Annotated in this window: 25 protein-coding genes; 15 read left to right on the top strand and 10 right to left on the bottom strand. The window is 74.7% G+C overall.

The features are described from left to right. The first annotated feature begins 98 nt into the window (after window positions 1-98). Window positions 99-506 (top strand): hypothetical protein, encoded by a 408-nt coding sequence (locus DSM104329_RS28150; protein ID WP_259313193.1) that lies wholly within the window; start codon window positions 99-101, stop codon window positions 504-506. Window positions 507-540: 34 nt separating this feature from the next. Here DSM104329_RS28150 and trhA read toward each other — a convergent pair whose 3' ends face one another. Beyond that, window positions 541-1,191, bottom strand: a complete 651-nt coding sequence (gene trhA / locus DSM104329_RS28145) for a PAQR family membrane homeostasis protein TrhA (protein ID WP_259313192.1) — start codon at window positions 1,189-1,191, stop codon at window positions 541-543. A 77-nt stretch (window positions 1,192-1,268) separates the two neighbouring features. Between trhA and DSM104329_RS28140 the strand changes: the two genes are divergently transcribed. From DSM104329_RS28140 to DSM104329_RS28120, 5 genes are all read left to right on the top strand, one after another. Next, the gene (locus DSM104329_RS28140) at window positions 1,269-2,459 is read left to right on the top strand and encodes a helix-turn-helix domain-containing protein (RefSeq protein ID WP_259313191.1); all 1,191 of its coding nucleotides are present in this window, start codon (window positions 1,269-1,271) and stop codon (window positions 2,457-2,459) included. A gap of 12 nt (window positions 2,460-2,471) precedes the next feature. After that, window positions 2,472-5,549, top strand: coding sequence for an isoleucine--tRNA ligase (gene ileS, locus DSM104329_RS28135; protein WP_259313190.1), 3,078 nt, complete (start codon window positions 2,472-2,474; stop codon window positions 5,547-5,549). A gap of 76 nt (window positions 5,550-5,625) precedes the next feature. Next, window positions 5,626-6,045 (top strand): universal stress protein, encoded by a 420-nt coding sequence (locus DSM104329_RS28130; protein ID WP_259313189.1) that lies wholly within the window; start codon window positions 5,626-5,628, stop codon window positions 6,043-6,045. Between the two features lie 131 nt (window positions 6,046-6,176). Then, window positions 6,177-7,109 (top strand): NAD(+) diphosphatase, encoded by a 933-nt coding sequence (nudC, locus tag DSM104329_RS28125; RefSeq protein ID WP_259313188.1) that lies wholly within the window; start codon window positions 6,177-6,179, stop codon window positions 7,107-7,109. Beyond that, window positions 7,106-7,831, top strand: a complete 726-nt coding sequence (locus DSM104329_RS28120; protein ID WP_259313187.1) for a dienelactone hydrolase family protein — start codon at window positions 7,106-7,108, stop codon at window positions 7,829-7,831. The genes nudC and DSM104329_RS28120 overlap by 4 nt, the downstream gene beginning before the upstream one ends. Before the next feature lie 16 nt (window positions 7,832-7,847). Here the strand turns inward: DSM104329_RS28120 and trxA are convergent, their stop codons facing one another. After that, on the bottom strand, window positions 7,848-8,168 hold the full coding sequence (gene trxA / locus DSM104329_RS28115; RefSeq protein WP_259313186.1) for a thioredoxin: 321 nt from the start codon (window positions 8,166-8,168) through the stop codon (window positions 7,848-7,850). A 62-nt stretch (window positions 8,169-8,230) separates the two neighbouring features. Beyond that, window positions 8,231-8,968 (bottom strand): polyprenol monophosphomannose synthase, encoded by a 738-nt coding sequence (locus DSM104329_RS28110; protein WP_259313185.1) that lies wholly within the window; start codon window positions 8,966-8,968, stop codon window positions 8,231-8,233. A 30-nt stretch (window positions 8,969-8,998) separates the two neighbouring features. On the opposite strand from DSM104329_RS28110, the gene polX reads away from it, so the two are divergent. From polX to DSM104329_RS28095, 3 genes are all read left to right on the top strand, one after another. Next, window positions 8,999-10,738, top strand: a complete 1,740-nt coding sequence (gene polX / locus DSM104329_RS28105; protein ID WP_259313184.1) for a DNA polymerase/3'-5' exonuclease PolX — start codon at window positions 8,999-9,001, stop codon at window positions 10,736-10,738. A gap of 198 nt (window positions 10,739-10,936) precedes the next feature. Further along, a complete protein-coding gene (locus DSM104329_RS28100) occupies window positions 10,937-11,422 on the top strand; it encodes an RNA polymerase sigma factor (protein ID WP_259313183.1) in 486 nt (161 codons plus the stop codon). Next, window positions 11,409-12,689, top strand: a complete 1,281-nt coding sequence (locus tag DSM104329_RS28095) for a DUF4349 domain-containing protein (protein WP_259313182.1) — start codon at window positions 11,409-11,411, stop codon at window positions 12,687-12,689. Before DSM104329_RS28100 ends, DSM104329_RS28095 begins: the two co-directional genes overlap by 14 nt. Window positions 12,690-12,696: 7 nt before the next feature. Here DSM104329_RS28095 and DSM104329_RS28090 read toward each other — a convergent pair whose 3' ends face one another. The 4 genes from DSM104329_RS28090 to otsB form a co-directional block, all read right to left on the bottom strand. Beyond that, window positions 12,697-13,680, bottom strand: coding sequence for a glycosyltransferase (locus DSM104329_RS28090; protein ID WP_259313181.1), 984 nt, complete (start codon window positions 13,678-13,680; stop codon window positions 12,697-12,699). Window positions 13,681-13,684: 4 nt separating this feature from the next. Further along, window positions 13,685-14,908: a winged helix-turn-helix domain-containing protein gene (locus DSM104329_RS28085; protein ID WP_407655954.1), complete on the bottom strand. Its 1,224-nt coding sequence runs from the start codon at window positions 14,906-14,908 to the stop codon at window positions 13,685-13,687. Then, window positions 14,905-15,351 carry a hypothetical protein gene (locus tag DSM104329_RS28080; RefSeq protein WP_259313179.1) on the bottom strand — a complete coding sequence of 149 codons (447 nt, stop codon included), beginning with the start codon at window positions 15,349-15,351 and terminating at the stop codon, window positions 14,905-14,907. Before DSM104329_RS28080 ends, DSM104329_RS28085 begins: the two co-directional genes overlap by 4 nt. Before the next feature lie 65 nt (window positions 15,352-15,416). Next, window positions 15,417-16,223 (bottom strand): trehalose-phosphatase, encoded by an 807-nt coding sequence (otsB, locus tag DSM104329_RS28075; RefSeq protein WP_259313178.1) that lies wholly within the window; start codon window positions 16,221-16,223, stop codon window positions 15,417-15,419. An 81-nt stretch (window positions 16,224-16,304) separates the two neighbouring features. Between otsB and DSM104329_RS28070 the strand changes: the two genes are divergently transcribed. The 3 genes from DSM104329_RS28070 to DSM104329_RS28060 are packed head-to-tail and all read left to right on the top strand — an operon-like array spanning window position 16,305 to window position 18,603. Continuing rightward, a complete protein-coding gene (locus tag DSM104329_RS28070; RefSeq protein WP_259313177.1) occupies window positions 16,305-17,420 on the top strand; it encodes an AI-2E family transporter in 1,116 nt (371 codons plus the stop codon). A gap of 46 nt (window positions 17,421-17,466) precedes the next feature. Then, on the top strand, window positions 17,467-17,877 hold the full coding sequence (locus DSM104329_RS28065; RefSeq protein ID WP_259313176.1) for an ATP-binding protein: 411 nt from the start codon (window positions 17,467-17,469) through the stop codon (window positions 17,875-17,877). 12 nt (window positions 17,878-17,889) lie between these two features. Beyond that, window positions 17,890-18,603 carry a hypothetical protein gene (locus DSM104329_RS28060; RefSeq protein ID WP_259313175.1) on the top strand — a complete coding sequence of 238 codons (714 nt, stop codon included), beginning with the start codon at window positions 17,890-17,892 and terminating at the stop codon, window positions 18,601-18,603. On the opposite strand, the gene DSM104329_RS28055 is transcribed toward DSM104329_RS28060, so the two are convergent. Both DSM104329_RS28055 and DSM104329_RS28050 read right to left on the bottom strand, forming a co-directional pair. After that, window positions 18,591-18,998 carry an acyl-CoA thioesterase gene (locus DSM104329_RS28055; protein WP_259313174.1) on the bottom strand — a complete coding sequence of 136 codons (408 nt, stop codon included), beginning with the start codon at window positions 18,996-18,998 and terminating at the stop codon, window positions 18,591-18,593. The genes DSM104329_RS28060 and DSM104329_RS28055 overlap by 13 nt on opposite strands. After that, window positions 18,998-19,924 carry an HD domain-containing protein gene (locus DSM104329_RS28050; RefSeq protein WP_259313173.1) on the bottom strand — a complete coding sequence of 309 codons (927 nt, stop codon included), beginning with the start codon at window positions 19,922-19,924 and terminating at the stop codon, window positions 18,998-19,000. The genes DSM104329_RS28055 and DSM104329_RS28050 overlap by 1 nt, the downstream gene beginning before the upstream one ends. 25 nt (window positions 19,925-19,949) lie before the next feature. Between DSM104329_RS28050 and DSM104329_RS28045 the strand changes: the two genes are divergently transcribed. Beyond that, window positions 19,950-20,825, top strand: coding sequence for a PAC2 family protein (locus DSM104329_RS28045; RefSeq protein ID WP_259316266.1), 876 nt, complete (start codon window positions 19,950-19,952; stop codon window positions 20,823-20,825). 87 nt (window positions 20,826-20,912) lie between these two features. On the opposite strand, the gene DSM104329_RS28040 is transcribed toward DSM104329_RS28045, so the two are convergent. Next, window positions 20,913-24,059, bottom strand: coding sequence for an ATP-dependent helicase (locus tag DSM104329_RS28040; RefSeq protein WP_259313172.1), 3,147 nt, complete (start codon window positions 24,057-24,059; stop codon window positions 20,913-20,915). Between the two features lie 20 nt (window positions 24,060-24,079). On the opposite strand from DSM104329_RS28040, the gene DSM104329_RS28035 reads away from it, so the two are divergent. Together DSM104329_RS28035 and DSM104329_RS28030 are read left to right on the top strand one after the other, a co-directional pair. Then, complete coding sequence (locus tag DSM104329_RS28035; protein ID WP_259313171.1) at window positions 24,080-24,943, top strand: inositol monophosphatase family protein; 864 nt, start codon at window positions 24,080-24,082, stop codon at window positions 24,941-24,943. Then, on the top strand, window positions 24,940-25,983 hold the full coding sequence (locus DSM104329_RS28030; RefSeq protein WP_259313170.1) for a zinc-dependent metalloprotease: 1,044 nt from the start codon (window positions 24,940-24,942) through the stop codon (window positions 25,981-25,983). The genes DSM104329_RS28035 and DSM104329_RS28030 overlap by 4 nt, the downstream gene beginning before the upstream one ends. The last annotated feature ends 73 nt before the right edge of the window (window positions 25,984-26,056 follow it).

The raw sequence follows: 26,056 nt of genomic DNA, 5'->3' as shown, positions 1-26,056 counted from the left end.
CCGGCGAGCTGCGGCCATCACCGGCGCGCTGGGGTTCAGCGATCCGCCTGGACTGCCGATAGCGGTCCGACCATCCACTCTCTGGAGACGCCCAAGCGATGATCCGAACCCTCTCCCGCCTTCTGCTCGCCTTCTGCGCCACCGGCCTCGCGGCCGCCGCCGCGCCCGCCGCCTTCGCGCAGGACGACCCGCGCGAACGCCCGGCCGGCCCTCCGCTGCTCGGCAAGTTCGGGTGCGCGGAGTCGGTCTACACCGGCGACGGCTACCGCAGCGAGCAGCGCGGCTTCGTGACCCTGCTGGCCAGGAACCGCTACCGCCAGGGGAGGGGCGCGGTGGGGCGCTATCGCTACGACGCCGGGTCCGGTGTGACGAGGTTCACCGGAGGCGGGCTCGACGGCTCGACCGCGACCGGGATCGACGGCAAGCGCACGCGCCTGTTCATCACGCTCGATCTCGCTGTAGACACCGAGGCGCGCTGGGCCTGCACGCACGTTCGCAAGGGATAGGCGCGGCACCGTCCCGGGGCGGGGGCGCCTCCGGCTACAGCGTGAGCGCGGCGACCACCGCGAACTGCAGCGCCGCCGCGGCGATCACCAGCGCGTGGAAGACCTCGTGATAGCCGAACACCGACGGGATCGGGTCCGGGCGCCGCACCGCGTACACCACCGCGCCGATCGTGTAGAGCAGGCCGCCGACGCCGAGCACGGCCGTGGCGGTCACGCCCGCGTGCTCGACGAGCTCGGGCACCGCGGCGAGCGCGATCCACCCGAGCGCGACGTACGCGCTCGCGCCGAGCCACTTCGGCGCATGGATCCAGATCAGCTTGAGCACGATGCCGGCCGCGGCCCCGGCCCAGATCGCGATGAGGATCGCGTCGGCGGTCGGCCCCTTCAGCACGAGCAGCGCGAACGGCGTGTACGTGCCGGCGATCAGCAGGAAGATCATGGCGTGGTCGGCGCGCCGCATCCACGCCCGCGCCGCCGCCGACCGCCACGGCACGCGGTGGTAGACCGCGCTCACGCCGAACAGCCCGGCCACGGTTGCGGCATAGATGCCGAGCGCCAGACGGGCCCGGCCGTCGGGCGCCGCCGCGACGAGCGCCGCGCCGCCGATCACCGCCGCGACGAACGCCCACGCGTGGGTGCGCCCGCGCCACGAGGGCCGGGCGGAGACGTCGGGCAGGATCGACACGCTCACTACGGTAGGCACAACCAGGACCGGTCTCTTCCCCTTCGGCGCGCGCATCAACCGTCAGATTTGTGACACTGATGCCAATGCCGAACGTGCTGCAGGCTCGCGACCGGCCCTGGGAGGACCTCCCGCCCTCCCTCGCGGCGTACCTGCGCCCCGCGCTGCCGGATCTGAGCGAGGCGATCACGCTCGCGATCGCGGAGTCGATCCCGGAGTACAAGCGGCCCATCGAGGGCGCGTTCGGGCGGGCGCTGCGCGAGGGGGTCGCGGAGGCGCTCGAGCGCTTCGTCCGCCTCATCGAGAACCCCTCGCACCGCATCGAGGACTCGCGCGTCTACCGCGCCCTGGGCCGCGGGGAGATGCGCGCGGGCCGGAGCCTCGACTCGCTGCAGGCCGCCTACCGCCTCGGCGCACGCCTCGCCTGGCGCCATCTCGCGGTGGCCGCGGCGGCGGCCGAGCTGCCGGCGGAGGCGCTGCCCATGCTCGCCGAGGCGATCTTCGCCTACATCGACGAGCTCGCCGCGCAGTCGGTCGAGGGCTACGCCGAGGCGCAGTCCGCCGCGGCCGGCGAGCACAGCCGCCGCCGCACCCGGCTGCTGGAGCTCCTGCTCGACCCCGACGGCGCCGACCGCGAGCTCGTCGAGACGGCCGCCGCCCGCGCGTCGTGGGCGCCGCCCCGGGCTCTCGCGGCGGTCGCGCTGACCCGTCCGGGCGACGCCGACACGCTCGCGCGGCGCCTCGGCGCCGGCGTGCTTCCCGGCAGCGTCGGCGGCGAGCCGTGCCTGCTCGTCCCCGACCCCACCGGCCCCGGCCGGGCGGAGCGCCTCGACGCGGTGCTCGCGGGACGGCGGGCGGCCATCGGCCCCGCGGTGGAGCCCCTGGCCGCGTCGGACTCCCTGCGGCCGGCCCGGCGCCTGCTCGCCCTGCGCGGCGCCCACGCGGCCGGCCCGCTGCGCGTCGACGACCACCTCGCCGACCTCGCGCTCGACGCCGCCCGCGAGCCGCTGGCCGAGCTCGCCGCCCGCCGCCTCGCTCCGCTCGACGCCGCCGCGCCGGCGGCGCGCGCCCGGCTCGCCGAGACCCTGCTGGCCTGGCTCGAGCTGCAGGGCAGCGCGCCCGCCGTCGCCAGGCAGCTGCACGTGCATCCGCAGACCGTCCGCTATCGCCTCGCCCAGCTGCGCGAGGCACTCGGCGACGCGCTCGAGGATCCCCAGGCGCGCTTCGAGCTGCTGCTCGTCCTGCGGGCCGAGCGCCTGCACGCCTCCTAGACTCAAACGTCCATGCCGGTCGATCCCAACGTCTCGTTTCCGATGCTCGAGGAGCGGGTGCTCGCGCGCTGGCGCGAGCGCGACGTGTTCCGCGAGTCCGTCCGCCGCCGCGACGGCTCGCCGTCGTACGTGTTCTACGAGGGGCCGCCGACCGCCAACGGGCGCCCCGGCGCACACCACGTCCTCGCGCGCGTCTTCAAGGACATCTACCCGCGCTACAAGACGATGCAGGGCTACCGGGTCGAGCGCAAGGGCGGCTGGGACACGCACGGCCTGCCGGTCGAGATCGCCGTCGAGCAGCAGCTCGGCATCACGACCAAGCAGGAGATCGAGGCCTACGGCATCGCCGAGTTCAACCAGAAGTGCCGCGAGTCGGTCTTCGAGTTCCTCGAGGACTGGAACCGGCTGACGGAGCGGATCGGCTTCTGGGTCGACCTCGAGCACGCGTACCGCACGCTCGACGCGACGTACATCGAGTCCGTGTGGTGGGCGCTGCGCCAGATCTTCGACAAGGACCTCCTCTACGAGGGCCACAAGGTCGTCCCGTACTGCCCGCGCTGCGGCACCGCGCTGTCCAGCCACGAGGTCGCGCTCGGCTACAAGGACGTCGAGGACCCCTCCGTCTACGTGCGCTTCCCGGTCACCGAGGACGGCGGGCCGGCGCAGCGCGGCGACGACCTGCTCGTCTGGACGACGACGCCGTGGACGCTCGTCTCCAACGCCGCCGTCGCCGCCCATCCCGAGCTCACGTACGTCCGCGCCCGCTACCCGCAGGGGGTCGCGATCCTGGCCGAGCAGCTCGTCGAGCGCGTGCTCGGCGAGGACGCGCAGATCCTCGAGCGCTTCCCCGGCGCGGCGCTCGACGGCGTGCGCTACGAGGCGCCGTTCGGCTACATCAAGGCGGCCGAGTACGGCGAGCGCGGCCACTCCGTCCTGCTCGCGGACTTCGTCACCGCGACCGACGGCACGGGCCTCGTGCACACCGCGATCGCGTTCGGCGAGGACGACTTCGCGCTCGGCCAGCGCTACGGGCTGAACGTCGTCAACCCCGTCCAGCTCGACGGCAGGTACGACGAGCGCATCGGCCGCTACGCCGGGCGGTTCGTCAAGGACGCCGACGCCGACCTCGTCGAGGATCTGCGCGCCCGCGGCCGGCTCGTGCGCGCCGAGCTCTACGAGCACTCCTACCCGCACTGCTGGCGCTGCGGCACCCCGCTGCTCTACTACGCCAAGCCGTCCTGGTACATCGCCACGTCGCGCATCCGCGACCGGCTGCTGGCGTCCAACGAGACGATCAACTGGCACCCCGAGCACATCAAGCACGGCCGCTTCGGCAACTGGCTGGAGAACAACGTCGACTGGGCGCTGTCGAGAGAGCGCTACTGGGGCACCCCGCTGCCGATCTGGCGCTGCGACGAGGGGCATCTGCACTGCGTCGGGTCCTTCGACGAGCTCGAGGAGCTCTCCGGCGTGCGCCTGGAGGACCCGCACCGCCCGTACGTCGACGAGGTCGGCTTCCCCTGCCCGCAGTGCAACCGGCGCATGCAGCGCGTGCCGGAGGTCATCGACGTGTGGTTCGACTCGGGGGCCATGCCGTTCGCCCAGTGGCACGCGCCGTTCGAGAACGAGGCGGTCTTCGAGGAGCGCTTCCCCGCCGACTACATCTGCGAGGCGCTCGACCAGACCCGCGGGTGGTTCTACTCGCTCGTCGCGGTCTCGACGCTGCTGTTCGACCGCTCGTCGTTTCGCAACGTCGTCTGCCTCGGCCTGATCACCGACGAGCACGGCCAGAAGATGAGCAAGTCGCGCGGCAACGTCGTCGTGCCGTGGGACGTGCTCGACGAGTTCGGCGCCGACGCCTTCCGCTGGTACTTCTTCACGTCCAAGCAACCGTGGGACGGCTACCGCTTCTCGCTGGAGGCGATCGGCGAGCAGGTGCGCGGCTTCCTGCGCCAGCTGTGGAACACGTACGCGTTCTACGACCGCTACCGGCCCGAGCGGCCGAGCGAGCCGACCGAGCTCGACCACTGGATCCTGTCGCGCCTCAGCGCCACCGTGACCGAGGTGACCGAGCGCCTCGACGGCTACGACGCCACGATCGGCGGCCGCGCCATCGCGGCGTTCGTCGACGACCTCTCCAACTGGTACGTGCGGCGCTCGCGCCGGCGCTTCTGGGACGGGGACCAGGCGGCGTTCGACACCCTGCACACGTGCCTGCTGACGGTGGCGAAGCTCCTGGCCCCGTTCACCCCGTTCGTCGCCGACGAGCTCTACGAGGGGCTGGACGGCAGCGAGCCGTCCGTGCACCTCGCCGACTGGCCGCGGCCGGCCGAGCGCGACGTCCTGCTCGAGGACGCCATGGCGATCGCGCGCGAGACCGTGCGGCTCGGGCTGTCGGCCCGCGCCCAGGCGAAGGTCAAGATCCGCCAGCCGCTGCGCGAGGCGGTCGTCGTCGCCGCGGGCCGCGAGCGCGCGGCGATCGAGCGCCTCGCCGACGTCGTGGCCGACGAGCTCAACGTCAAGGAGCTGCGGTTCGTCGGCACCGCCGACGAGCTCGGCTCCTACCAGATCAAGGCCAACTACCGGTCGCTCGGCCCGCGGTTCGGCAAGCACATGCCCCGTGCCGCGGACGCCATCGCCGCGCTCGACCCCGGCCACGTGGCGGTGGCGCTGCGCGAGGGCCGCACGATCGGCATCTCCGTCGACGGCCACGACCACGAGCTGACCGGCGACGACCTCCAGCTCGCGATGCAGCCCCTCGAGGGCTACCAGCTCGAGCGCGAGGGCTCGCACGCGGTGGCGCTCGACCTCGCCCTCGACCAGGAGCTGCGCATGGAGGGCCTGGCGCGCGAGGTGGTGCGCGCGGTGCAGGAGACGCGCAAGCGCGCGGGCCTCGAGGTTGAGGACCGCATCGAGCTGACGCTCGGCGGCGACGTCGAGCTGCTGGACGCGGCGCGAGCGTTCGAGCCGTATGTGAGCGGCGAGACGCTCGCCCGCTCCGTCGTGTACGACGGTGCGGGCACGGGGGACACGGGGGACGCGGCGACCATCGAGGGTCGCGAGCTGCGCATCGCCGTCGCGCGGGTTTGAACCAATTGGACTAGTCGCGGAGCCTGCGCGCTGGTAGCGTCGCCTCGCTGGATTGCATCCATCGAGGAGGTTTGCGGTGCAGACGATCGTCGTGGCCTATGACGCGAGCGACTCGGCCCGCCTGGCGCTGGAGCGCGCGGCCGATCTCGCGCAGGCGTTCGGCGCGAGGCTGATCGCCACCAGCGTGTCGCCGGTGCTGCAGGGAGCGTCGCGCGTCGGCGGGGGCGTCGACCCGGCCGATCCGCCCGAGCGGCACGCCGAGCAGCTGCAGGAGGCGCAGGCGCTGCTGAGCGCGCGCGGCGTGGAGGCCGACGCCATCGCCGCGGTCGGCCACCCCGAAGAGGCCATCGTCGCGGTGGCCAAGGAGCAGGGCGCCGACCTGATCGTCGTGGGCAGCCACGGCGCCGGGCTGGCCGCGCGGATCCTGGGCCAGAGCGTCAGCGACGGCGTGGTCCATCGCGCGCCGTGCGACGTGTACGTGGCGCACTCGCGGTAGCAGGCGACGGGTCGGCGTCCGGCGGCGCGGCCCGCCGCGGCGCGGCGTGGCGCACTCGCGGTAGCGGGCGACGGGTCGGCGTCCGGCGGCGCGGGCCGCCGCGGCGCGGCGTGCCCTGCCAAGCTGCCGGGGTGCCCACCCGGACGAACACCTTCGCCGGCGCGGACCTCGACCGCGCCGCCGCCCGCCGCGCCGACCCGGCCTGGCTCGAACGGGCGCTCGCCGATCCCGGCGCCCGCGCCGTGCTGACGGTGGGCGGCGAGCCGGTCGTCACCGGCGAGCCGCGCCCGCTGCCGGCCGACGACTGGGACGTCGACGCGCTCGAGGCGCCCGCGGCGGACGCGCCGTCCCCGCTGCTCGCTCCGCTCGCGGACGCCGAGCCGCTCGAGGGCACGGCGCCGGTCCTGCTCGGGGTGCGCGACGGCGCGCCCCTGTTCGCGGTCGAGACGGCGATCGCGCCCGTCGAGGGTCGTGCCGTGAGCCTGCGCGAGCTCGCGCCGGTGGTCGGCCAGGCCGACGGCGGGCTGATCGCCTTCGCGGTCGCCATGGGCAACTGGCACCGCCGTCACCGCTTCTGCGCGAACTGCGGCGCGCCGACCGAGCCGCGGGAGGGCGGCTTCGTCCGCGTCTGCCCGGTCTGCCGCGCGCAGCACCATCCGCGCACCGACCCGGTCGTGATCATGCTCGTCATGGACGGCGACCGGGCGCTCCTGGGCCGTCAGGCGGCGTGGCCCGCGGGCCGCTACAGCGCGCTGGCGGGGTTCGTCGAGCCGGGGGAGTCGCTCGAGGAGTCGGTGGCGCGCGAGGTGTGGGAGGAGGCCGGCGTGCGCGTCGACGACGTCAGGTACCACTCGTCGCAGCCGTGGCCGTTTCCGGCGTCGCTCATGCTCGGCTTCACCTGCCGCTACGCGGGCGGTGAGCCGGTTGCGGCCGACGGCGAGCTGCAGGACATCCGCTGGTTCGCGCGTGAGGAGCTGCGGGCGGGCTCGCTCGCGCTGCCGCCGCGGCTGGCGATCGCCCGCACGCTGATCGACCACTGGGTCGGGGAAGGGGACGCACGATGATCGAGCGAGACGTCCGCATCGGCACGCCGGACGGGCCGATGGAGGCGTACGTGGCCCATCCGGACGACGGGGCGCCGTTTGCCGCCGTGGTCGTCTACATGGCGGCGCCGGGGCTCACCGACGGGCTGCGTGGCATCGTCCGGCGGCTGGCCGACGAGGGCTACCTCGCGGTGGCGCCCGACCTGTACCACCGCTTCGGCGACGGCATCACGTTCGGCCCGGACGATCGCGACGCGATGATGCAGATGCTGAGCCGGCTGGGCGACGACATGGTCCTGCGCGACACCGAGGGCGTGCTCACGTTCCTCGACGGCGATGCGCGGGCCGCGGACGCGCCGCTCGGCTGCATCGGGTTCTGCATGGGCGGGCGCTTCGTGGTGCGGGCGGTGAGCGCGTTCCCGGAGCGCTTCGCGGCGGGCGCGGCGCTGCACCCGACCGCGCTGCTGCAGGAGGACTCGCCGGACTCGCCGCACATCGGGCTCGCCCGGGCGACGGCGGAGCTGTACTTCGGCTTCGGCGGCGCGGACGCGATGGTGCCGCCCGCGCACCAGGACGCGGTGCGCGAGCAGGTCGAGGCGCACGGCCTCGCCGCGACCATCGACGTCCACGACGGCGCCGAGCACGGCTTCATGCTGCCGGGCGCGCGCTACCAGGAGGCCGCGGCGGCTCGCTCCTGGGAGCGCACGCTCGAGCTGTTCGGGCGCGCCCTCGGCGGCGGCTGACCGCCGAGCGCGGGCGCTAGGCGAGTGCGGGCTCGAGCTCCTTCTCGAGCTTGCGCTTTGGGTAGGCGCCGATGATCTTCGTGGCGACCGCCCCGTTCTTGAAGAGGATCATGGTCGGGATCGAGAGGACCTCGTACTTGGCGGCGGTCTCCTGGTTGTCGTCGACGTTGAGCTTGACGACGCGCAGGTTGCGCTCCTCGGCGATCTCCTCGAGCACCGGGCCGACCACGCGGCACGGCCCGCACCAGGGCGCCCAGAAGTCGACCAGCACAGGGTCGCTGGCCTCGATGACCTCCGCCTGGAAGTTCGCGTCGGTGACGTCCTGGAGCGCTGCCATCTGGTTCTCCTCGTACGGTGGGATTGACGACCTACTATACAAAATGAAGCGAGGGGCCCGCCTCAGCCGCGGCGCCTCAGCTGCGGCACCAGCCACGCCGCCTCCGTCGCGATCCGCCAGCTCATCTTGGATTGCCCGCGAACGCGGTCGCGGAAAACGATCGGGACCTCGAGCACGCGAAACCCCGCGAGGGTGGCGCGGTAGGTCAGCTCGACCTGGAACGCATAGCCCTTCGAGCGCACGCTCGGCAGGTCGATCGTCTCGAGCACCTCGCGCCGGAAGCACTTGAAGCCGCCGGTGAGGTCGCGCTGGGGCAGCGAGAGCATGGCCGCGGCGTACGCCGACCCGCCGCGGGACACGAGCCGCCGCAGCAGGCTCCAGTCCTGCACGCCGCCGCCGTCGACGTAGCGCGAGCCGAGCGCGAGGTCGGCGCGGCCCGAGCGCACGGCGTCCAGCAGCCGCGGGAGGTCGGCGGGGTCGTGCGAGAAGTCGGCGTCCATCTCGAGCACGTAGCCCGCGCCCGCGTCCAGCGCGTGGTCGAAGCCGGCGAGATACGCGGGCCCGAGGCCCTCGCGCGCGCGACGATGCAGGACCGCGACCTCGGCCAGCTCGGCGGCCAGCCGGTCGGCGATCACGCCCGTCCCGTCGGGCGAGTCGTCGTCGACGACGAGGATCCGGAAGCCCTCCGGCGCGGCCTCCGAGAGCACCTGATGGGCGGCGCGCACGATCGCTTCGATGTTCGGGGCCTCGTCGTAGGTGGGCAGGACGAGCCACGGCGGGCCGGAGGGGGGACCGTGCATGCGAGCGGGTTACTGTAGGCGAGAGCCCTCGTGCCGGACTACTCCAACCTCGCCATCGCCGCCGCGCTCGACGAGCTCGGCGATCTCTACGAGCTCGACGGGGCCGTCATCCACCGCGTCCTCGCCTATCGCACCGCCGCGCGGGCCATCCGCGACGCCCCGATGTCGGTCGGCGCGCTCGCGCGCGAGGGGCGGGTCACCGAGCTTCCGGGCGTCGGCAGGACGCTCGAGGAGAAGATCCTCGCGCTGCTCGACACGGGCTCCATCCCCGCCGCCGAGAAGCTGCGCGCCCGCTTCCCGCCGGGGCTCATGGACCTCACGCGCCTGCCCGGCCTCGGGCCCAAGCGCGCGCGCCAGCTCTTCGACCAGCTCGGCATCGACTCGCTCGACGCGCTGCGGGAGGCGGCGGAGGGTCAGCAGCTGCGCGGCATCCGCGGCTTCGGCCCGAAGTTCGAGCGCACGGTGATCGAGGCGCTCGACGCGGGCCTCGGCGAGCAGCCGGCGCCGCGCGTCCTGCTGCCGCGGGCGCTCGGCCTCGGCGAGCAGATCCGCGACGAGCTGCGCGCGCACCACGCGGCCGACCGCGTCGAACTCGCCGGCAGCGCCCGGCGGCTGGCGGACTCCGTCAAGGATCTCGACATCATCGCGACGGCGACGGACCCGGCCGCGCTCGCGGCGGCGCTGGGCGAGCTGGACGTGATCGAGTCGGCCTCGGTGGCCGGGCCGAACGCGGGCCGCGCGCGCACGCACAACGGCATGCCGGTCGACCTGCGCGTCGTGGAACCGGGGCAGTTCGGCAACCTCCTGCAGCACTTCACCGGCTCGGCGGCGCACAACGTCGCGCTGCGCGAGGCCGCGGTGCGGCGCGGGCTGCACGTCAGCGAGTACGGCATCCTCGACGATGCGAGCGGCGAGACGCTGCACTGCGAGACCGAGGAGGGCGTCTACGAGCGGCTCGGCCTGGCGTGGATCGCGCCGGAGCTGCGCGAGGGCCGTGGCGAGCTCGCCGCCGCGGCGAACGGGGGTCTGCCGGCGCGGCTCATCGAGGTCTCCGACCTGCGCGGCGACCTGCACATGCACACGACCGCCAGCGACGGGCGCAACTCGATCGAGCAGATGGCGCGTGCGGCGCTCGAGCGCGGCTACGAGTACATCGCGATCACCGACCACTCGGCGACGCACGGGTTCGGCAACGACGTCTCGCCGGACGAGCTGCGCGCGCAGATCGAGGCGGTGGCAGAGGTCAACGCCCGCATCGAGGGCATCGAGATCCTCGCCGGCAGCGAGGTGAACATCCTGCCCGACGGCTCCCCCGACTACGACGACGAGCTGCTGGCCGCGCTCGACTGGGTGATCGGGTCGGTCCACACGAGCTTCGGCATCGGCGAGGCCGAGATGACCAAGCGCATGGTGGCCGCCTGCGAGCACCCGTACATCGACGCGATCGGCCATCCGACCGGCCGCAAGATCGAGTCGCGGGCGCCGTACGCGGTGAGCATCGACGCGCTCGTCGAGGCGGCGGCGCGCACGGGCACCATGATCGAGATCAACTCGGCCCCGGACCGCCGCGACCTCAACGACGTCCACGCCCGTGCGGCGCACGACGCCGGGGTGCGGATCCTCGTGAACTCGGACTCGCACGGGGTCAGCACGCTGTCGAACGTGCGCTGGGGCATCGCCACCGCGCGCCGGGCCTGGCTGGGGCGCGACGACGTGGCGAACGCGCTGCCGTGGGCCCGGTTCGCGCCGCTGCGCAAGCGCGCCCGCTGAGTCGGCTGCCCGCGCACCACTGCCCGCGCCCCGCGCCCCACTCCCCGCGCCGAGCGTCGAGTTTCTCAGCGTGAGGCGGAGGAACTCGACGGTGGATGGGAGGGTGGGGCGGTTTCCGTGATGGATCCCGGCCACGGTCGTAGTAGAGATGTGACCACGCTCGCCGTCCCACTTCCCACACCTCGTGCCGAGGCCCGCGTGACCTTCGAAGCCCTCTATCGAGAGCACCGCGACGCGGTCTACGGCTACGTCGCCGGCCTGCTCGGCGACCGGCAGTCCGCCGAGGACGTCACGGCGCTCGCCTTCGAGCGCGCGTACCGCAAGCGCGACAGCTTCCGGCCCGGCCGGGGCACGCCGCGCGTGTGGCTGTTCGGCATCGCCCGCAACGCGGCCCTCGACGAGCTGCGGCGGCGCAGGCGCCAGGCGCCGCTCGTCGCCGACCTGCCCGACGAGAGCCTGGCCCACCCCGCCGACGACGCGGACGCGGCCGAGCGCCGCACCGCGGTGTCCGCCGCGCTGCGCGCCCTGCCGCCGCGCGAGCGCGAGATCGTTGCGCTGAAGTTCGCCGGCGGCCTGACAAACGCCGAGCTGGCACGCGTCCTCGGCGTCAGCGAGTCCAACGCGGGCTCGCTCCTTCATCGCGCCATCACGAAGCTCCGGGAGGCCTGCCATGTCGCGTCGTGACCCCACCCTCGACCCGGTCGCGGCGCGCGAGCTCGAAGCCCTCGAGGCCGCGCTGCGCGGCGACGCCGTCGAGCCCGACCTGTCCGACCTCGCCGTGCTCGCCGAGGACCTGCAGGCCGTCACGCCCCGTCCGAGCGAGGACTTCACCGCCCGGCTCGACGAGCGCGCCGCCGCCGGGTTTCCCCAAGCGGGCAGCGCGGCCGGCGCCCAGCCGCGCCGGCTCCGGCGGTGGCCGGCCGTCCGCGTGCGGCTGTTCACGCCGCTGGCCGCGCGGTCGCTGGCCGCGGCGGTCGTCGTGGTCGTCGTCGCGGCGGCGCTGCTCAGCGGCGGCGGATCGGGCGGCGGCACGGCGTCGGACACGATCGCCGCCGGCGGCGACGCGAGCACCGCGACGTCCGCGGCCGGCGCGGAGTCCTCGCGCGACGGCGCCGCGTCGCCGTCGTCGTCGGCGCCGTCGACCTCCAGTGGCGAGCAGGCCGCGCCGCCGTCCAGCGCGCAGAGCGGATCCGGCGGCACGCTCGGCAGCGCGACGGCGCCCGGCTCCAGCTCCGGCGCCGGCACCGAGCCCGGCCGGCGCCGCGTCGAGCGCACCGCCGACCTCGAGGTCTCCGTCGCCCGGGACCGCTTCGACGAGGCCGCCGCACGCGTCCCGCAGATCGCCGCGGGCGCCGACGCGATCGTCGAGACGTCCTCGGTGTCGACCGCCGCCGGCGACGGCCGCGCGACGTTCTCGCTGCGCGTGCCGGTCGGCGGGCTCGAGCAGACGCTGGCCGACCTGTCCGAGCTCGGGCGCGTGGAGTCGCGCCACGAGACGGGCGTGGACGTCACCGGCGCCTTCGTGTCGGCGTCCGACCGCCTCGGCGACCTCGTCGCGGAGCGCTCGTCCGTCCGCCGCCGCCTGGCCGCCGAGACCGACACGGAGGCGGCCAACCGGCTGCGCGACCGTCTCGACGAGCTCCAGCGCGAGATCGCCTCGGCGCGGGCGACGATGGCGACGATGCGCGAGCGCACCAGCTACGCCCGCGTGTCGTTCGACCTGACGACGTCCCGCGATCGGCCGGGCGGCGGCGCGGGCGACGGCTCCGACCAGGGCTGGACCATCGGCGACGCGCTGTCGGACGCCGGCTCCATCCTGGCCGGCGTGGCGGGCGGCCTCATCGTGGGCCTGGCCGTCGGCGCGCCGCTCATCGTGCTGCTCGCCGCCCTGCTGGTCTGGCGCGGGGCGCTGCGCCGGCGCCGGCGCGAGCGCGCGCTCGGCCCGGCGTAGGGAGGCGTCAGCGGCCCGCGCTGCCCAGCAGCGCGGGCAGCAGCTCCCGCGCGACCGTGGCGTCCACGGCGGCCGGGCCGAAGCGCTCGAGCGCCGCCGCCGCGCGCGCCGCGTACCCGGGCGCGGGGTCGTCGAGCGCCGTCCGGATCGCCATCGCGAGGTCGTCGCCGACCAGCCGCGGGTCCAGCCCGCGCGCGATCGGCAGCGCCTCGTACGGCCCCGGCGCGGGGGTCGTGACGAGCACGCAGCCGTCGGCCAGCGCCTCGAGCTGCGCGATGCCGTAGTCCTCGCGCCGCGGCGCCGCCACGAACACCCGCGCTCGCCGCAGCAGCGTCCGATACTCGCCCGCCGGCAGGCGGCCCGCCCAGCGCACCCCATCGGACCGGGCGCCCGGCTCGACGCCCGCGACCCACAGCTCCTCGCCGGGCCGCCGGGCCCGCGCCCACGCCGCGAGCACGCGGTCGAGGCCCTTCTTGTGCGGGTTGGCCGCGTAGGTGAGCGCGGCGACGTCGCGCGCGGACGCGGATGCGGACGGACCCGACGGCGCGACGGCGATCGGGACGACGACCGCCGGCGGATGCGGGCGAGGGGTCTCGTCGAGGGTCTGCGCGCTCACCGCCACCAGCAGCGGCGCCTCGCGCAGCCGGCGCCGCTCGACCGGCCGCTGCCAGAGGCCGTGGCGCCCCGGCCGGTTGGCCGCCATCGGGGCGTCGAGCCGGATCGCGCCCGGCCGCGGCCACAGCAGCGCCGCGCCCATCGCGCCGTAGAGGATCGCGTCCGGGCGGTGCTCGGCGATGCCCCGCGCCGCCGCCGCGCGCGCCGCGCGCGCCCAGGCGAGGTCCGTCAGCGCGAACGTGCGCACCGGCCGCGGAGCGCGCGGCGCCACGACGGCCACCGACGCGCCCGCGCGCTCGAGCGCCCCCGCGAGCCCGGCGTCGGCGGCGCGCAGCCCGGCGGTCGAGGCGAGGGAGACGAGCAGGACGTCGGCCACGCGCTCACCGGCCTCCGGGCCCGACCGCCCCGCGCAGCGCGCCCGCCAGGTCCCCGCGGTCGCGCACCTCGACGCGCTCGAGGCCGAGCCATCCCGCCATCGTCCGCAGCTCCTCGGCCAGCTCGGCCGCGGTCTCGTCCGGCGCCTGCGCCTCCGCCCACGCGGCCTGGACGAGGAGCGCGCCCGCCGCACGATCGGCCTTGAGGTCGACCCGCGCGACGAGCCGGTCGCCGAGCAGGAACGGCAGCACGTAGTAGCCGTGGACGCGCCTGGGCGCGGGCACGTAGATCTCCAGCCGGAACCGGAAGCCGAACAGCCGCTCGACCCGCGAGCGCTCCCACACGAGCGGATCGAACGGCCCGAGCACGGCGCGGGCGTGCACCCGGCGCGGCACGCGCGCGCCCGGGTCCAGGTAGCCCGGCGTGCGCCAGCCCTCCACCTCGACCGGCAGCAGCTCGCCGGCCTCCACGAGCTCGGCGACGGCGGTCCGGGCGCCCGCCAGGGGCAGGCGGAAGTAGTCGCGCAGGTCGCGCTCGGCCGCGACGCCGAGCGCCCGCGCGGCGATCCGCACGAGCTCGCGGTGCGCGTCGGCCTCGGCGGGCGTCGGCGCCGCGATCACCTCTCGCGGAAGCACGCGGTCCGGCAGGTCGTACATCCGCTCGAAGCCGCGTCGCCGCGCCGACGTCACCTGCCCGCTCCAGAACAGCCACTCGATCGCCCGCTTGACGTCCGACCAGCCCCACCATGGGCCCGAGCGTCGCGGCGCCTCGTCGTCGGCGAGCTGGGCGGCCGAGACCGGCCCGCGCGCCCGCACGTCCTCGAGCACGCGTGCGACGAGCGCGGGCTGCTCGGTCGCGATGCGCCGCATGCCGCCCCAGGCGTCGTCGCCCGCCCGCGCCATGCGCCAGCGCAGCAGCGGCTGCAGCGCGACCGGCAGCAGCGATGCCTCGTGGCCCCAGTACTCGAACAGCCGCCGCGGCGCGCGCCACGCCGCCTGGTCGAGACGGTCGCGGTCGTACGGTCCCAGCCGGCTGAACAGCGGCAGGTAGTGCGCGCGGGCGAGCACGTTCACCGAGTCGATCTGCAGGACCCCGAGACGCTGCGCCATGGCGAGCATCGCCCGCGCGCCCGGCGGTCCGGACCCGTCGCCGCGCGGGCCGCCGAAGCCCTGGGCGGCCAGCGCCACGCGCCGGGCCTGCGCCGCCGACAGCGCCGCCCGCGCCATCAGACGACCGGCGCGATGTCGCGCCGGAAGCCCTGGGCGCGCACCAGCTTGATCGGCTGGAACGGCGACGTGCGCTCCACGAAGAACTCCACCCCGTCGCGCTCCTCGATCGCCGTCACCGCCTTCTCCTGATGGCGCCAGGCCAGCGCCCAGATGATCGCGAAGCCGCAGGCGATCCCGGCGACCTGGGGCGCCAGGAAGGCTAGGGCGCCGGCGGCGATCGTCGAGATCAGCAGCGGCCACAGGCGGTTGAGGAGGATCAGGCCGGGCCGCTGCTCGGGGAGAACCGTCGCCGCGCGCGCGTCGGCGAGGAGCTTGGCGATCGGCGGCGAGGTCTCGTGCTTGCGCCCGAGCCACAACCCGTAGAGCGTCGCGAGCAGCCACCACGCGGCGATCAGCGGCACGAGCAGGCTCTCGGAGCGGTTCGCGGCGCCGACGACCGTCACGGCGGCCAGTGCGGTGGCCGCGCCGGCGCTGATGAAGACCGTCGCCTTGAGGAAGTCCGTGAACTTCAGAGCAGCGCCTCGAGCACGCTGCGGACGCCCGCCGGTCCGTCGACGAGCAGGTCGGCCTCGCGCTCGAGCTCGGGCGGCGTCTCGTCGGATCGCACTCCGACGCAGAGCGCGGACTCGAGCCGGCCCTGGGCGACGAGCGCCCGCAGCCCGCGGAACGCATCGAGGTCGGTGGTGTCGTCGCCGACGTACATCGCCGTGTCGACGTCGACGCCGGCGAGCAGGCGCGCGATCCCGGCGCCCTTGTCGACGTGGACCGGCGGGCGCACCTCGAGCACCTTGCGCCCCCAGTGCGCCACGAGCCCCGCCGCCTCGGCGTGTGCGGCGACCTCCTGGACGGCGGCCTCGGCGACGGCTTCGTCCGGGGCGCCGCGCCAGTGGAACGCGGCGATCTCGCCCTTGTCCTCGCCGCGGACCCGCAGGCGCTGAAGCCGGGCGTCGTCGCGCCACACCTCGTCGCGGAAGGCCCGCACGCGCTCGCCCGCGGCCGCGAACTCCGGGTCGAGCTCGGGCTCCGTGCGCCCGGCGCGCAGGAGCTCGGCGCCGTGGTTGCCGACGTAGGAGATCGAGCCGATCGACACGATCCGGCGGGCGATCGCGGCGCGGCGCCCGCTCACGCACGCGGTCACCGGATACTTGCGCGAGACGGCGATCAGCACCGATCGCGTCGGCTCCGGCACGTGGGCGTCGTCCGCGTGGCGGACGATCGGCGCAAGCGTGCCGTCGACGTCGAGCAGCACGGCGGCGCGGGCGGGATCGGCGCGGATCGGCTCGAGGGCCGCTTCGAGCGACGTGGCGGTGGACACGAGACCAAGTATGCCGCGCGGCGGCGCCGTCGGCGGGGTCTGGGCGGCGTCTGCCGGATCGTGCGGTATACAGCGATACTCGTGGGAGTGTCGAGACGGGAGCCAGCAGTCGCGGCGATCGTGCGGGTCGTTCTGATCGTCGTGGCGGTCGCCATCACGCTGTACGCCATCTGGCTCGTGCGCAAGCCGCTGGAATGGATCTTCATCGCCGGGTTCCTGGCGATCGCCCTCACGGGGCCGGTGAACTTCCTCGGCCGCTTCATGCCCCGCAAGCTGGCGATCGCCGCCACGTATCTCGGGCTGATCCTGATCCCCGTGCTGCTGCTGGCGATCATCGTCCCGCCGATCGTCCGCGAGGCGACCGATCTCGCCCAGAAGGCCCCGCAGTACGCCCAGGACGTCCAGAACTACGTCAACAACAACAAGCGGCTGCGCAAGCTCGACGACGACTACGGGGTCGTCAAGAAGATCAAGCAGGAGGCCCAGAAGCTGCCGAACCGGATCGGCGACGCGGCGAGCGCGCTCGGCAACGTCGGCGTCGGCCTCGTCAACTCGATCTTCGCCCTGGTCACGATCCTGATCCTCAGCATCTTCCTCGTCTCCAGCGGGCCGATATGGACGCGAAAACTCGTCGCCATGCAGCCCGTGGAGCACCGCGGGCGCCTCGAGCGTGCGTTCGCCCGGGTGGGTCAGGCGGTGGCGTCCTACGTGGCGGGCGCGGTGGCCCAGGCGTTCATCGCGGGGGTCACGACGTTCATCGTGCTGACGATCATGGGCGTGCCGTTCGCCGCGCCCCTGGCCGTGATGGTCGGCGTCCTCGACCTCGTGCCGCTCGTCGGCGCCACGATCGGCGCGATCCTGGTGGCCTTCGTCACGGTGTTCCAGAACTTCCCCACCATCACGATCATCTGGGTGGTCTGGGCGATCGTCTACCAGCAGGTGGAGAACAGCGTCATCCAGCCGCAGATCCAGCGCCGCGCCGTCGACGTGCATCCGTTCGGGGTTCTGGTCGCGGTGCTGTTCGGCTCCACGCTGTTCGGCATCATCGGCGCGCTGCTCGCCATCCCCATCGCCGCGACGCTGCAGATCGGGCTGCGGGAGTACCTCGAGTACCGGCGCGAGATCCGCGCTCGCGTGGAGGAGGGGCCGGCGATCCTGCAACCGCCTCAGCCTCCTCCCGGACCGACGTCGCCATGAATCGCGCGAGATCGGGGTAGGCGCGGAGAGACCCCCGAATCTCTCTGTGTCCGTCCCGGCCAATCCCCCCGACTTCATGTCCTACGAGCAGCGCCTCCCCGCCGCGCCCGAGAACGTCGCCCGCCTGCGCCACGGCGTCGCGCGGTTCGCCCGCGACGCCGGCGCATCCGACCGCCTGGGCCGCAAGGTCGCGCTCGCGGTGAGCGAGGCGTGCACGAACGCCGTCGTGCACGCGTACCAGCGCGGGCCCGCGGGCAGCGTGGCCGTGCGGGCGACGCGCCGCGGGGGCTGGCTGTGCGTCGAGGTCGCCGACGAGGGCGCGGGCGTGCGCCCCCGGTCCGAGAGCCCGGGCGTGGGGCTCGGCACCCCGCTGATGGCGATTCTCGCCGACCGCCTGGAGATCGACGACAACCCCGCGGGGCACGGCACCCTGGTGCGCCTGACGTTCGGGCTGTGACATCGTCGAAGGGTGCGCCGAAGCACCGCCATCCGGGCCATCGTGTCCGCCGCCGGCCTGCTGCTCGCGGGCTGCGGCGGCGGTGACGCCGGGGCCGGAACGGTCCCTGGTCGCACCGAGCCCACCCCGGCGGCCTCCCAGCCGGCGGTGACGGCGGCGCAGCCGGGCGTCGCGACCCGCAAGCCCGACCAGATCGTCGACATCCGCCCGCCGCAGGAGGGCCGGCCCAGCCTGTTCCTCGTCGGCGACTCGCTGGGCGTCGGCATGGCGCGCGACCTGCAGGCCGACCTGCCGGGATGGACGGTGTCGGTCGACGTGCGCAACGGCCTGGTCGCCGGGATCGGCATGCCGCTGTGGCGCGCCCAGCAGACGCCCTACACGGTCAGCGCGTTCAGCCTGTTCACGAACGACGACCCCGCGAACCTGGCCGGCCTCGAGCAGGTCGTGCGCGAGAGCGTCGAGCGGGTCTTCTCGCAGTGCGCGATCTGGGCGACGATCCGCGCGCCGCCGCGCAACGGGGTGACCTTCGACGCCGCGAACGCGCTGCTGCACCGGCTGGCCGGCGAGTACCCCGGGCGCCTGTTCATCGTGCCCTGGGCGGAGACGGTCACCGCGCGCTCCGAGCTCGATCTCGGCGACTACGTCCACGCGACCGACGAGGGCTACGCGGTGCGGGCGCGGCTGTTCGCCGAGGCGGCGCGCAGGTGCGTGCGTCAGGCCGCGTAGGGCTCGAGCGCGGCCCGCAGCCACGGCGGCAGCGGCTGCTTCTCGTGGCTCTCGGGCGACACGCCGACGTAGTGCAGGTCGGCGTCGGTGAGCAGGTCGCCGCCGCGCAGGATCCGCCCCGTCAGCGTCAGCGACGTCGTGCCGAGCCGGGCGATCGCCAGCTCGACGTCGACGAGGTCGTCGGAGTGCGCGGGCGCCCGGTAGGTCACCCGGCTCTCGACGAGCAGGAGATCGGTCCCACGGCGGACCATCTCGTGCCAGGACCCGAGTGCGGCGCGGAACAGCTCGGTCAGCGCCACGTCGAAGAAGACGAGGTAGTTGCCGTTGAAGACGATGCCCTGCGGGTCGCACTCGCTGAAGCGCACCCGCAGCGCGTGGCGGAACGGCTCGCCCATCAGCCGGCCGCGGTCCCGGCCGCCGGAGCGATCCCGTGCTCGATCGCCGCCTTGATCGCCGCGTCGACCGCGTTGAGGCGGTACAGCGCGATCGCCTCGGCCGACCCGAAACGCCGGCCGGGGGCGCTGTCCGGGCCGTGGTGCGTGAGCACGCAGTGCGCGAGCGCGATCCGCCGCGAGTCGTCGAGGATCGCGTCGCCGCGCCCGGCGAGCAGGCGCAGTCCGAGCTCGACGTGGCCGAGCAGGCGGCCCTCGTCCGTGAGCCCGATCTCGGCGCCGTAGGTGAACTCGCGGGTGCGGCCGAGGTCGTGGACGAGCGCGGCCGTCAGCAGGAGGTTCTGGTCGAGGCGCGGGTGCAGCTGGCAGGTCTCGAGCGCCAGCGTCCCGACGGCGACCGTGTGCTCGAGCAGCCCCCCGAGGTAGGCGTGGTGGCCGTTGCGCGAGCACGGCGCGCGCCGCCACGCGGCCCGCAGCTCGGCATCGCCGAGCAGCGCGGCCAGCAGGGCGGAGAACCCCGGGTCGCGCACCTCGCCGGCCAGCGACTCGAGGAACCCGTCGAGCTCGTCGAGATCGCGGTAGGCGACGGGCAGGAAGCGCGACGGGTCGGCGCCCTCGGCCCGGGCGATCGCCCGGACCTCGATCTGCAGCTCGTCGCGGAAGCGCTCGACCCGGCCGCCGACGCGCACGAGGTCGCCGCGCTCGAACCGGCCGGCGAGCACGTCGGCGTCACGGAACGCCCGCCCCGCGATGGCGCCCGAGGCGTCGCGCAGCTCGAGCGCGAGGTACGGGGTCCCGGAGCGGGCGACGAGGCGGTCCTTGCGGGTGCACGCGTACACGCCGTCGACCTCCTGCCCCGGCCGCAGCGTGGCGATGGCGGGCGGTGTCCCGGCGGAAGCGCCCGCAGGCGTGATCGATGTGGCGGCCACCCGAGCATCATGTACCGTGAACCGGATGCAGCCGCTCATCTGGGACCGCCGTCCAGACGGCCTGCGGGCGCCGGCTCTGGTGTGCGCCTTCAAGGGGTGGAACGACGCCGGCGACGCTGCCTCGGCTGCTCTGACGTTCGTCGGCGCGTCGCTGGGCGCCACCCGGTTCGCCCAGATCGATCCCGAGGACTTCTACGACTTCCAGGCCACGCGGCCGCGCATCGAGCTCGTCGACGGGCGCCACCGCCAGCTGACCTGGCCGTCGGTCGAGATCTGGGAGGCCCGCGTCCCGCGCGCCCCGCGCGACCTCATCCTCCTCAGCGGCCCGGAGCCGTCGATGCGCTGGCGCACATTCTGCGAGATCATCGTCGAGCTGGCCGAGGCGCTCGGCACGCAGCTCGTCGTCACGCTGGGCGCCCTGCTTGCCGACGTGCCGCACTCGCGGCCCGTGGGCATCACCGGCTTCGCCACCGACGAGCGCCTCCAGGAGCGCAGCGACCTGCACCCCTCGTCCTATGAGGGGCCGACCGGGATCACCGGCGTGCTGCACGGCGCCTGCTCGGAGGCCGGGCTGCCGTCCGCGAGCCTGTGGGCGACGGTCCCGCACTACGTCGCCGCCGCGCCGAACCCGAAGGCCGCGCTCGCGCTGGTACGCAAGCTCGAGGGCGTCGTCGGGGTGACCGTGGACGGCTCCGAGCTCGAGTCCGCGGCGGCCGACTACGAGCGCCAGGTCTCGCTGGCCGTCCAGTCGGACCCCGATGTCCAGGCGTTCGTCGAGCGCCTCGAGAAGGCGGCCGAGGACGAGGAGGAGCCGGTCGACCCGTCCGAGCTGCCGTCCGGCGACGTCATCGCCCGCGAGTTCCAGCGCTTCCTGCGCCAGCGCGGGCCCGACGACGAGTAGACGCTCGGAGGCCCGCCTCCCGCCGGTACAGGCCGCAATCCCGCCTGGCCGCCCCCGGGCCGGCGTCGGCACCCCTGGATCGCGCCGTCACTTCTCCGCCGCCGGGCAGGCGATCCGGTAGTCGCACATCGAGCAGGCCGAGTACGACGGCTGCGGCTCGAAGCCCTGGCCGAGGATGCCCTCGGCGACCTCGAACACCGTCTCGGAGATCCAGTGCGGGTCGATCTCCTCCGTCGGCACCTGGACCTTCTCGTCGTCGAGGACGTAGAGGTAGGCCTGTTGGGCGGCCTCGAGGTCCCAGGCCTCGCGGGCGCCCACGGCGTAGAGCGAGAGCTGGACGTCCTCGCGCAGCGCGCTCGCGCTCTTCGGGCGGCCGGTCTTGTAGTCGATGAGCTCGTAGCCGCCCTCGGGCAGCTTGTCGACGCGGTCGACGCGGCCGCGCAGCACGTGGGGGCCGAGCTTGAACGAGAACGAGCGCTCGAACCACACCGGCTCGCCGCTCTCGTCGCGGCAGCGCTCGAGGTAGCGGCCGAGCGCCGACGCCGCCTTGCCGCGCAGCTGGCGCTCCTCCTCGGAGTCGCCGAACCCGCCGCGCCGCCAGCCGGCGTCGAGCAGGTTGTGCATCTCCATGAGCCCGCCGGCCGCGCCGCCGGCGTGCCAGCGCTCGAGCACCTGGTGGACGAGGATGCCGAAGCGCTGGTTGAGCGTCGGCTCCTGCGGGATCCGGAAGACCCGCGCGAACTTGTACTTCAGCGGACAGGTCCGGTAGGTGTCGATGTCCGAGGCGCTGAGCACCAGGCCGTCGCCGCGGGTCGGCAGGAACGCCTCGAGCGACGGCTCCGAGCGCCGGGCCACGGTCTGCGCCCGCTGGCGCTCGCCGCGCTCGGCGTCGAGCAGGAGGTCGTCGAGCGCGCTCGTCTGGAAGATGTCGCGCTGCTCGGTCGTCACGGCCGACAGCAGCCGCTGGTTGACGTCGCCGAGCGCGTCCCGCACCGACTGGGTGGGTGGGCTCTGCAGGCGCAGCAGCGCGCTGAGCTTGATGAGCTCCATGAGCCGTACGACCGCGTGGGAGACGTCGAGGTCGGTGTCGAAGCGCAGCTCCCCGAGCCGGCCGCCGACGATCTGCACCTGGTCGAGCAGCTCGTCGCGCATCATGCGGAACGTCGAGTGCAGCGTCTCGGCCGGGCCGAACAGCTCCTCCTCGCGGTCCTCCCAGCGCCCGCCGACCGCGGCGCGCGCCTCCTCGGCAAACGGCGACGGCGGCCCCGGATCGGCGTAGGCCAGGGTCAGCGACTCGCGGGCGCGGGTCATCGCGACGTGGAGCGTCCGGCGCATCTCGGCGACGTGGGTGCTGCGCGAATCGGGCGGCAGCGGCTCGCGCAGGAGCTCGTCGGGGATCGGCTCCATCGCCCGCCGCCGGGCGCCGGGCATGCGCGTCGCCTGCAGTCCGAGCACGAACGCGTGGTCGAACTCGAGGCCGCGGGCCTGGCGCATCGTGAGGATCTGCACCGCGCGCGGATGGGCGTCGGCGACGGCCTCCTGCTCGGGCAGGCCGGCCTCGGCGACCGCGGCGATGTAGCCGGCGAACTCGCGCGGCGTGGCCTGCGGCGCGCGGCGCGTGAACGACGCGGCGAGCTCGCCCATGCGGGCGAGGTTGACCAGGCGCTCGACGACGTCGGCCTGTGCGGCGAACAGCTGCTGGCGGCGCAGGCCCAGGCGCTCGACGAGCAGGTGGACGAACAGGTCCGGCCTCGCGCTGTCGAACGTGGCGACCGCCTCGCGGTGCAGGCGCAGGAAGCCGAGGATGCGCTCGCGGGCCTCGGGCGTCACCTGCGGCGATTCGGTGGCGGCGCGCAGGCCGCTGACCATGTCGAGCTTGCGCCGCCGGGCGATCTGCACGCACCGGGCGAGGTCGAGCTGGCGCAGCTCGACCGGCGGGCGGGCGAGGGCGCGCACGACGGCGCCCGCGTCGGTCGGGTCGGCGAGCAGGCGCAGCCACGCGAGCACGTCGCGGACCTCGGCGCGCTCGAAGAACGCCGCCGCGCCGACCACCCGGTAGGGGACCGCCCGCTCCTCGAGGGCGACGGCGACCGCCTGGCCCTCGGTCTCCACCGAGCGCACCAGCACGGCCACCCGCTCGGGCGCGACCGCCTCGCGGGCGATGAGCCGCTCGATCTCGGCCGCCGCGCTCTGGGCCTGCGCGCGCTCGTTCGCGCAGTGCCAGAAGCGGACGTCGCCGACGCCGGTGCGGCCCGGGGCGGGCAGCAGCTCCTTGCCGATGCGGTCCGGGTTGGGCAGGACCACCGCGCGGGCCGCCGTCAGGATCCGCTCCGGGCAGCGATGCGACTGCTCGAGGCGGATGAGCAGACCGTCGGGATGCTCGTTGGCGAAGTCGCGCAGGTTCTTCGTCGAGGCGCCGCGCGGGCGCTCGACGGCCTGGTCGTCGTCGCCGGCGACGGTCAGGTGCCCGTGGCCGCCGATGAGGCGAACGAGCTCCATCGCCGCCCAGCCGAGCTCGTGGACGTCGTCGACGAGCAGCGCCCGGAAGCGCCCGACGATCCGCTCGCGGGCCTGCGGGCGGTGGGCGAGCAGCGCGATCGCGCCGAGCAGCAGGTCCCCGAGGTCGGGCGTGCCGCGCTCGGCGAGCATCCGGTCGTGCGCGGCGTAGACCTCGGCGAACTCGCGCTCGCGGGCGGCGCGGGCCTGGGCGTCGGCGTCGTCGGCGCCGAGCCGCTGCGCCCAGGCGGCGAAGTCCGCCGCGCTCGCGCCCTGCGCCTTCAGGGCGTCGATGCGCTCGACGAACCCGCCGACGAGCGCGGCGGGACGCCCGCGGAAGTCGTGGCGGCGGACGGTGAGCTCGTCCACGCGCTCGAGCAGCATCGCCACCCGGTCGGCGGCGGTCGCCGGCACCGTCCACGGGTCCAGCCCGCTCTCGAGCGGCTCGTCGCGCAGCAGCTTGGCCGCCAGCTCGTGCGGGGCGAACACGCACAGCTCCTCGTAGCCGCCCTCGAGCCGGTCCTCGAGCGCGAGGCGCAGCGTGTCGGCGCCTGCCGGGGTGGGGGCGAGGACGAGGATCCGCGCGGGGGCCAGGCCGTGCGCGGCGAGATGGGCGAAGCGCTCGACGAGCACGTGCGTCTTGCCGGTCCCGGCGCCCCCGAGCAGGAGCAGCGGAGCCGCCGGATGGGTCACCGCTCGCGCCTGCTGCGGGGTGAGTGGAGGGGCTGCGGCGGGCACGCTGCAAGGATATGGCGGGGATGACCCAGCGAGAGCGCATCTTGGCGGCGGACTGGTACGGGGCGTGCGAACGCGCGGCCGCGCAGGTGACCGACCTCCTCGGCCGCCCCCGGACGGCGGCCGAGCGCGTGGCCGAGACCGGCACCACCGGCGAGGGCGGCGACCGCACCCTCGTCCTCGATGCGGCGGCCGAGGAGATCGTCTTCGCCCAGCTCGATGCGCTGCACCGGGAGGGCCACGACTTCGTCGCGATCTCCGAGGAGCGCGGCGAGGTGGTCTTCGGCGAGCACTCGGAGATCCGCGTGGTCATCGACCCGATCGACGGCTCGCTGAACGCCAAGCGGGGGCTGCCGCACCACGCGCTGTCGATCGCGGTCGCGGACGGGCCGACGATGGCCGACGTCGTCTTCGGCTACGTGCACGACTTCGGGCCGAGCGAGTCGTGGTCGGCCTGGCGGGGCAGGGGCGTGCTGCTCGACGGCGAGCCGATGCTCGAGCGCCCGGCCGAGCGGCGCAGCTCCGACGGGCGCCTCGAGGTCGTGGCGATCGAGTCGGCCGACCCGCGCTGGCTGTCGCTGTCGGGCGACCTCGGCGAGGTCGCGCGCCGCCTGCGCGCCGTGGGCGCCATCGCGGTGTCGCTGTGCCAGCTCGCCGCGGGCCGCGTCGACGGCATGGTCTCCCTGTGGAACTGCCGAGCGGTGGACGCCGCGGCGGCGCAGCTCATCGTGCGCGAGGCGGGCGGCCTCGTCGCGTTCCCGGTCTTCGACGACCCGCTCGCCGCGCCGCTCGACCTCGAGCCGCATTCGCCGGTCGTCGCGGCGCTGACCGAGGAGGCGCTCGCCCAGCTCTCGACGGTGCCGGCTCCTCTGGCGGGTCGCCGATGATCGACTGGTCGCTCGCCCGCCGCGTCTCGCGGCTCGTCGCCGGTCCGATCGCCCCGAGCGTCCGGCTCCCGGGCGACCTCGCCGCGATGGCGGCCGATGCCGAGCAGCGCGTCGTCGCCTACACGGGCCTGCAGCCGCGCGGGCCGCTGCCGCCGCCCGAAGCGATCGACCGGCCGCAGTGGGCCGACGCGAACCTCGACGGGATGCGCGAGATCCTCAACCCGGTCGCCGACAAGCTCGGGCCCCGGAGCGGCCCTCTGGCCGGGCCGCTGCGGAGCGCGGCGGGCGCGATCCTCGCCGCCGAGATCGGGGGCCTGACGGGCCTGCTGTCCCAGCGGGTGCTCGGCCAGTACGAGCTCGTCCTGCTCGATGCCGAGCGCCCGACCCGCCTGCTCTTCGTCGCGCCGAACCTGCTGGAGGCGGCCGACAAGCTCGACGTCGACTCCCATCAGCTCGTGCACTGGGTCGCCGTCCACGAGGTCACCCATGCGGTGCAGTTCTCGAGCGTGCCGTGGCTGCAGGACCACCTCGGCGGGCTGCTGCGCGAGCTGCTGGCCGGCGTGGACGTCGACGTGGACTGGAAGGCGCTGGCGAAGATGCCCACGCGCGACGACGTCCAGGAGCTCGTCCGGTCGATGCGCGAGGACGGCCTCGTCATGGTGTTCGCGGGGCCGGAGCGACGGGATCTGCTCGACCGGCTGCAGGCGACGATGGCGGTCATCGAGGGCCACGCGGAGCACGTGATGGACGCGGTCGGTCGCGACGTCCTGCCGGACCTCGACCTCCTGCGCGACGCGCTGGAGCGCCGGCGGGCGAACAAGACGGGGCCGTGGAAGCTGCTGGAGAAGCTGCTGGGCCTGGAGATGAAGCTCAAGCAGTACGAGGTGGGCAAGCGCTTCTGCGACCGCGTGGTCGAGCGCGAGGGCGTCGGCGCCCTGCACCGCGTCTTCGCCTCGCCGGCGGCGCTGCCGACCTGGGCCGAGCTGCAGGACCCGGATTCGTGGCTGGAGCGCCAGCGCGCGCTCCCGCCCGCGGCGTAGGCCGCGCGACCCGTCCTCACGCCCGCGGCGTAGGCCGCGCGACCCGTCCTCACGCCCGCGGCGTAGGCCGCGC

The organism is Capillimicrobium parvum (genome assembly GCF_021172045.1).
GTDB classification, from domain to species: Bacteria; Actinomycetota; Thermoleophilia; order Solirubrobacterales; family Solirubrobacteraceae; genus Capillimicrobium; species Capillimicrobium parvum.
The sequence above is the reverse complement of the archived record's forward strand: the minus strand, read 5'-3'. Positions and strand labels throughout refer to the sequence as shown.

Bases quoted from the DNA above. Each gene is read 5' to 3' on its own strand.
- DSM104329_RS28150 (WP_259313193.1), top strand. From the start codon at position 99: ATGATCCGAACCCTCTCCCGCCTTCTGCTCGCCTTCTGCGCCACCGGC.
- DSM104329_RS28140 (WP_259313191.1), top strand. From the start codon at position 1,269: ATGCCAATGCCGAACGTGCTGCAGGCTCGCGACCGGCCCTGGGAGGAC.
- ileS (WP_259313190.1), top strand. From the start codon at position 2,472: ATGCCGGTCGATCCCAACGTCTCGTTTCCGATGCTCGAGGAGCGGGTG.
- DSM104329_RS28120 (WP_259313187.1), top strand. From the start codon at position 7,106: ATGATCGAGCGAGACGTCCGCATCGGCACGCCGGACGGGCCGATGGAG.
- trxA (WP_259313186.1), bottom strand. From the start codon at position 8,168: ATGGCAGCGCTCCAGGACGTCACCGACGCGAACTTCCAGGCGGAGGTC.
- DSM104329_RS28110 (WP_259313185.1), bottom strand. From the start codon at position 8,968: ATGCACGGTCCCCCCTCCGGCCCGCCGTGGCTCGTCCTGCCCACCTAC.
- DSM104329_RS28095 (WP_259313182.1), top strand. From the start codon at position 11,409: ATGTCGCGTCGTGACCCCACCCTCGACCCGGTCGCGGCGCGCGAGCTC.
- DSM104329_RS28055 (WP_259313174.1), bottom strand. From the start codon at position 18,998: ATGGGCGAGCCGTTCCGCCACGCGCTGCGGGTGCGCTTCAGCGAGTGC.
- DSM104329_RS28045 (WP_259316266.1), top strand. From the start codon at position 19,950: ATGCAGCCGCTCATCTGGGACCGCCGTCCAGACGGCCTGCGGGCGCCG.
- DSM104329_RS28035 (WP_259313171.1), top strand. From the start codon at position 24,080: ATGACCCAGCGAGAGCGCATCTTGGCGGCGGACTGGTACGGGGCGTGC.
- DSM104329_RS28030 (WP_259313170.1), top strand. From the start codon at position 24,940: ATGATCGACTGGTCGCTCGCCCGCCGCGTCTCGCGGCTCGTCGCCGGT.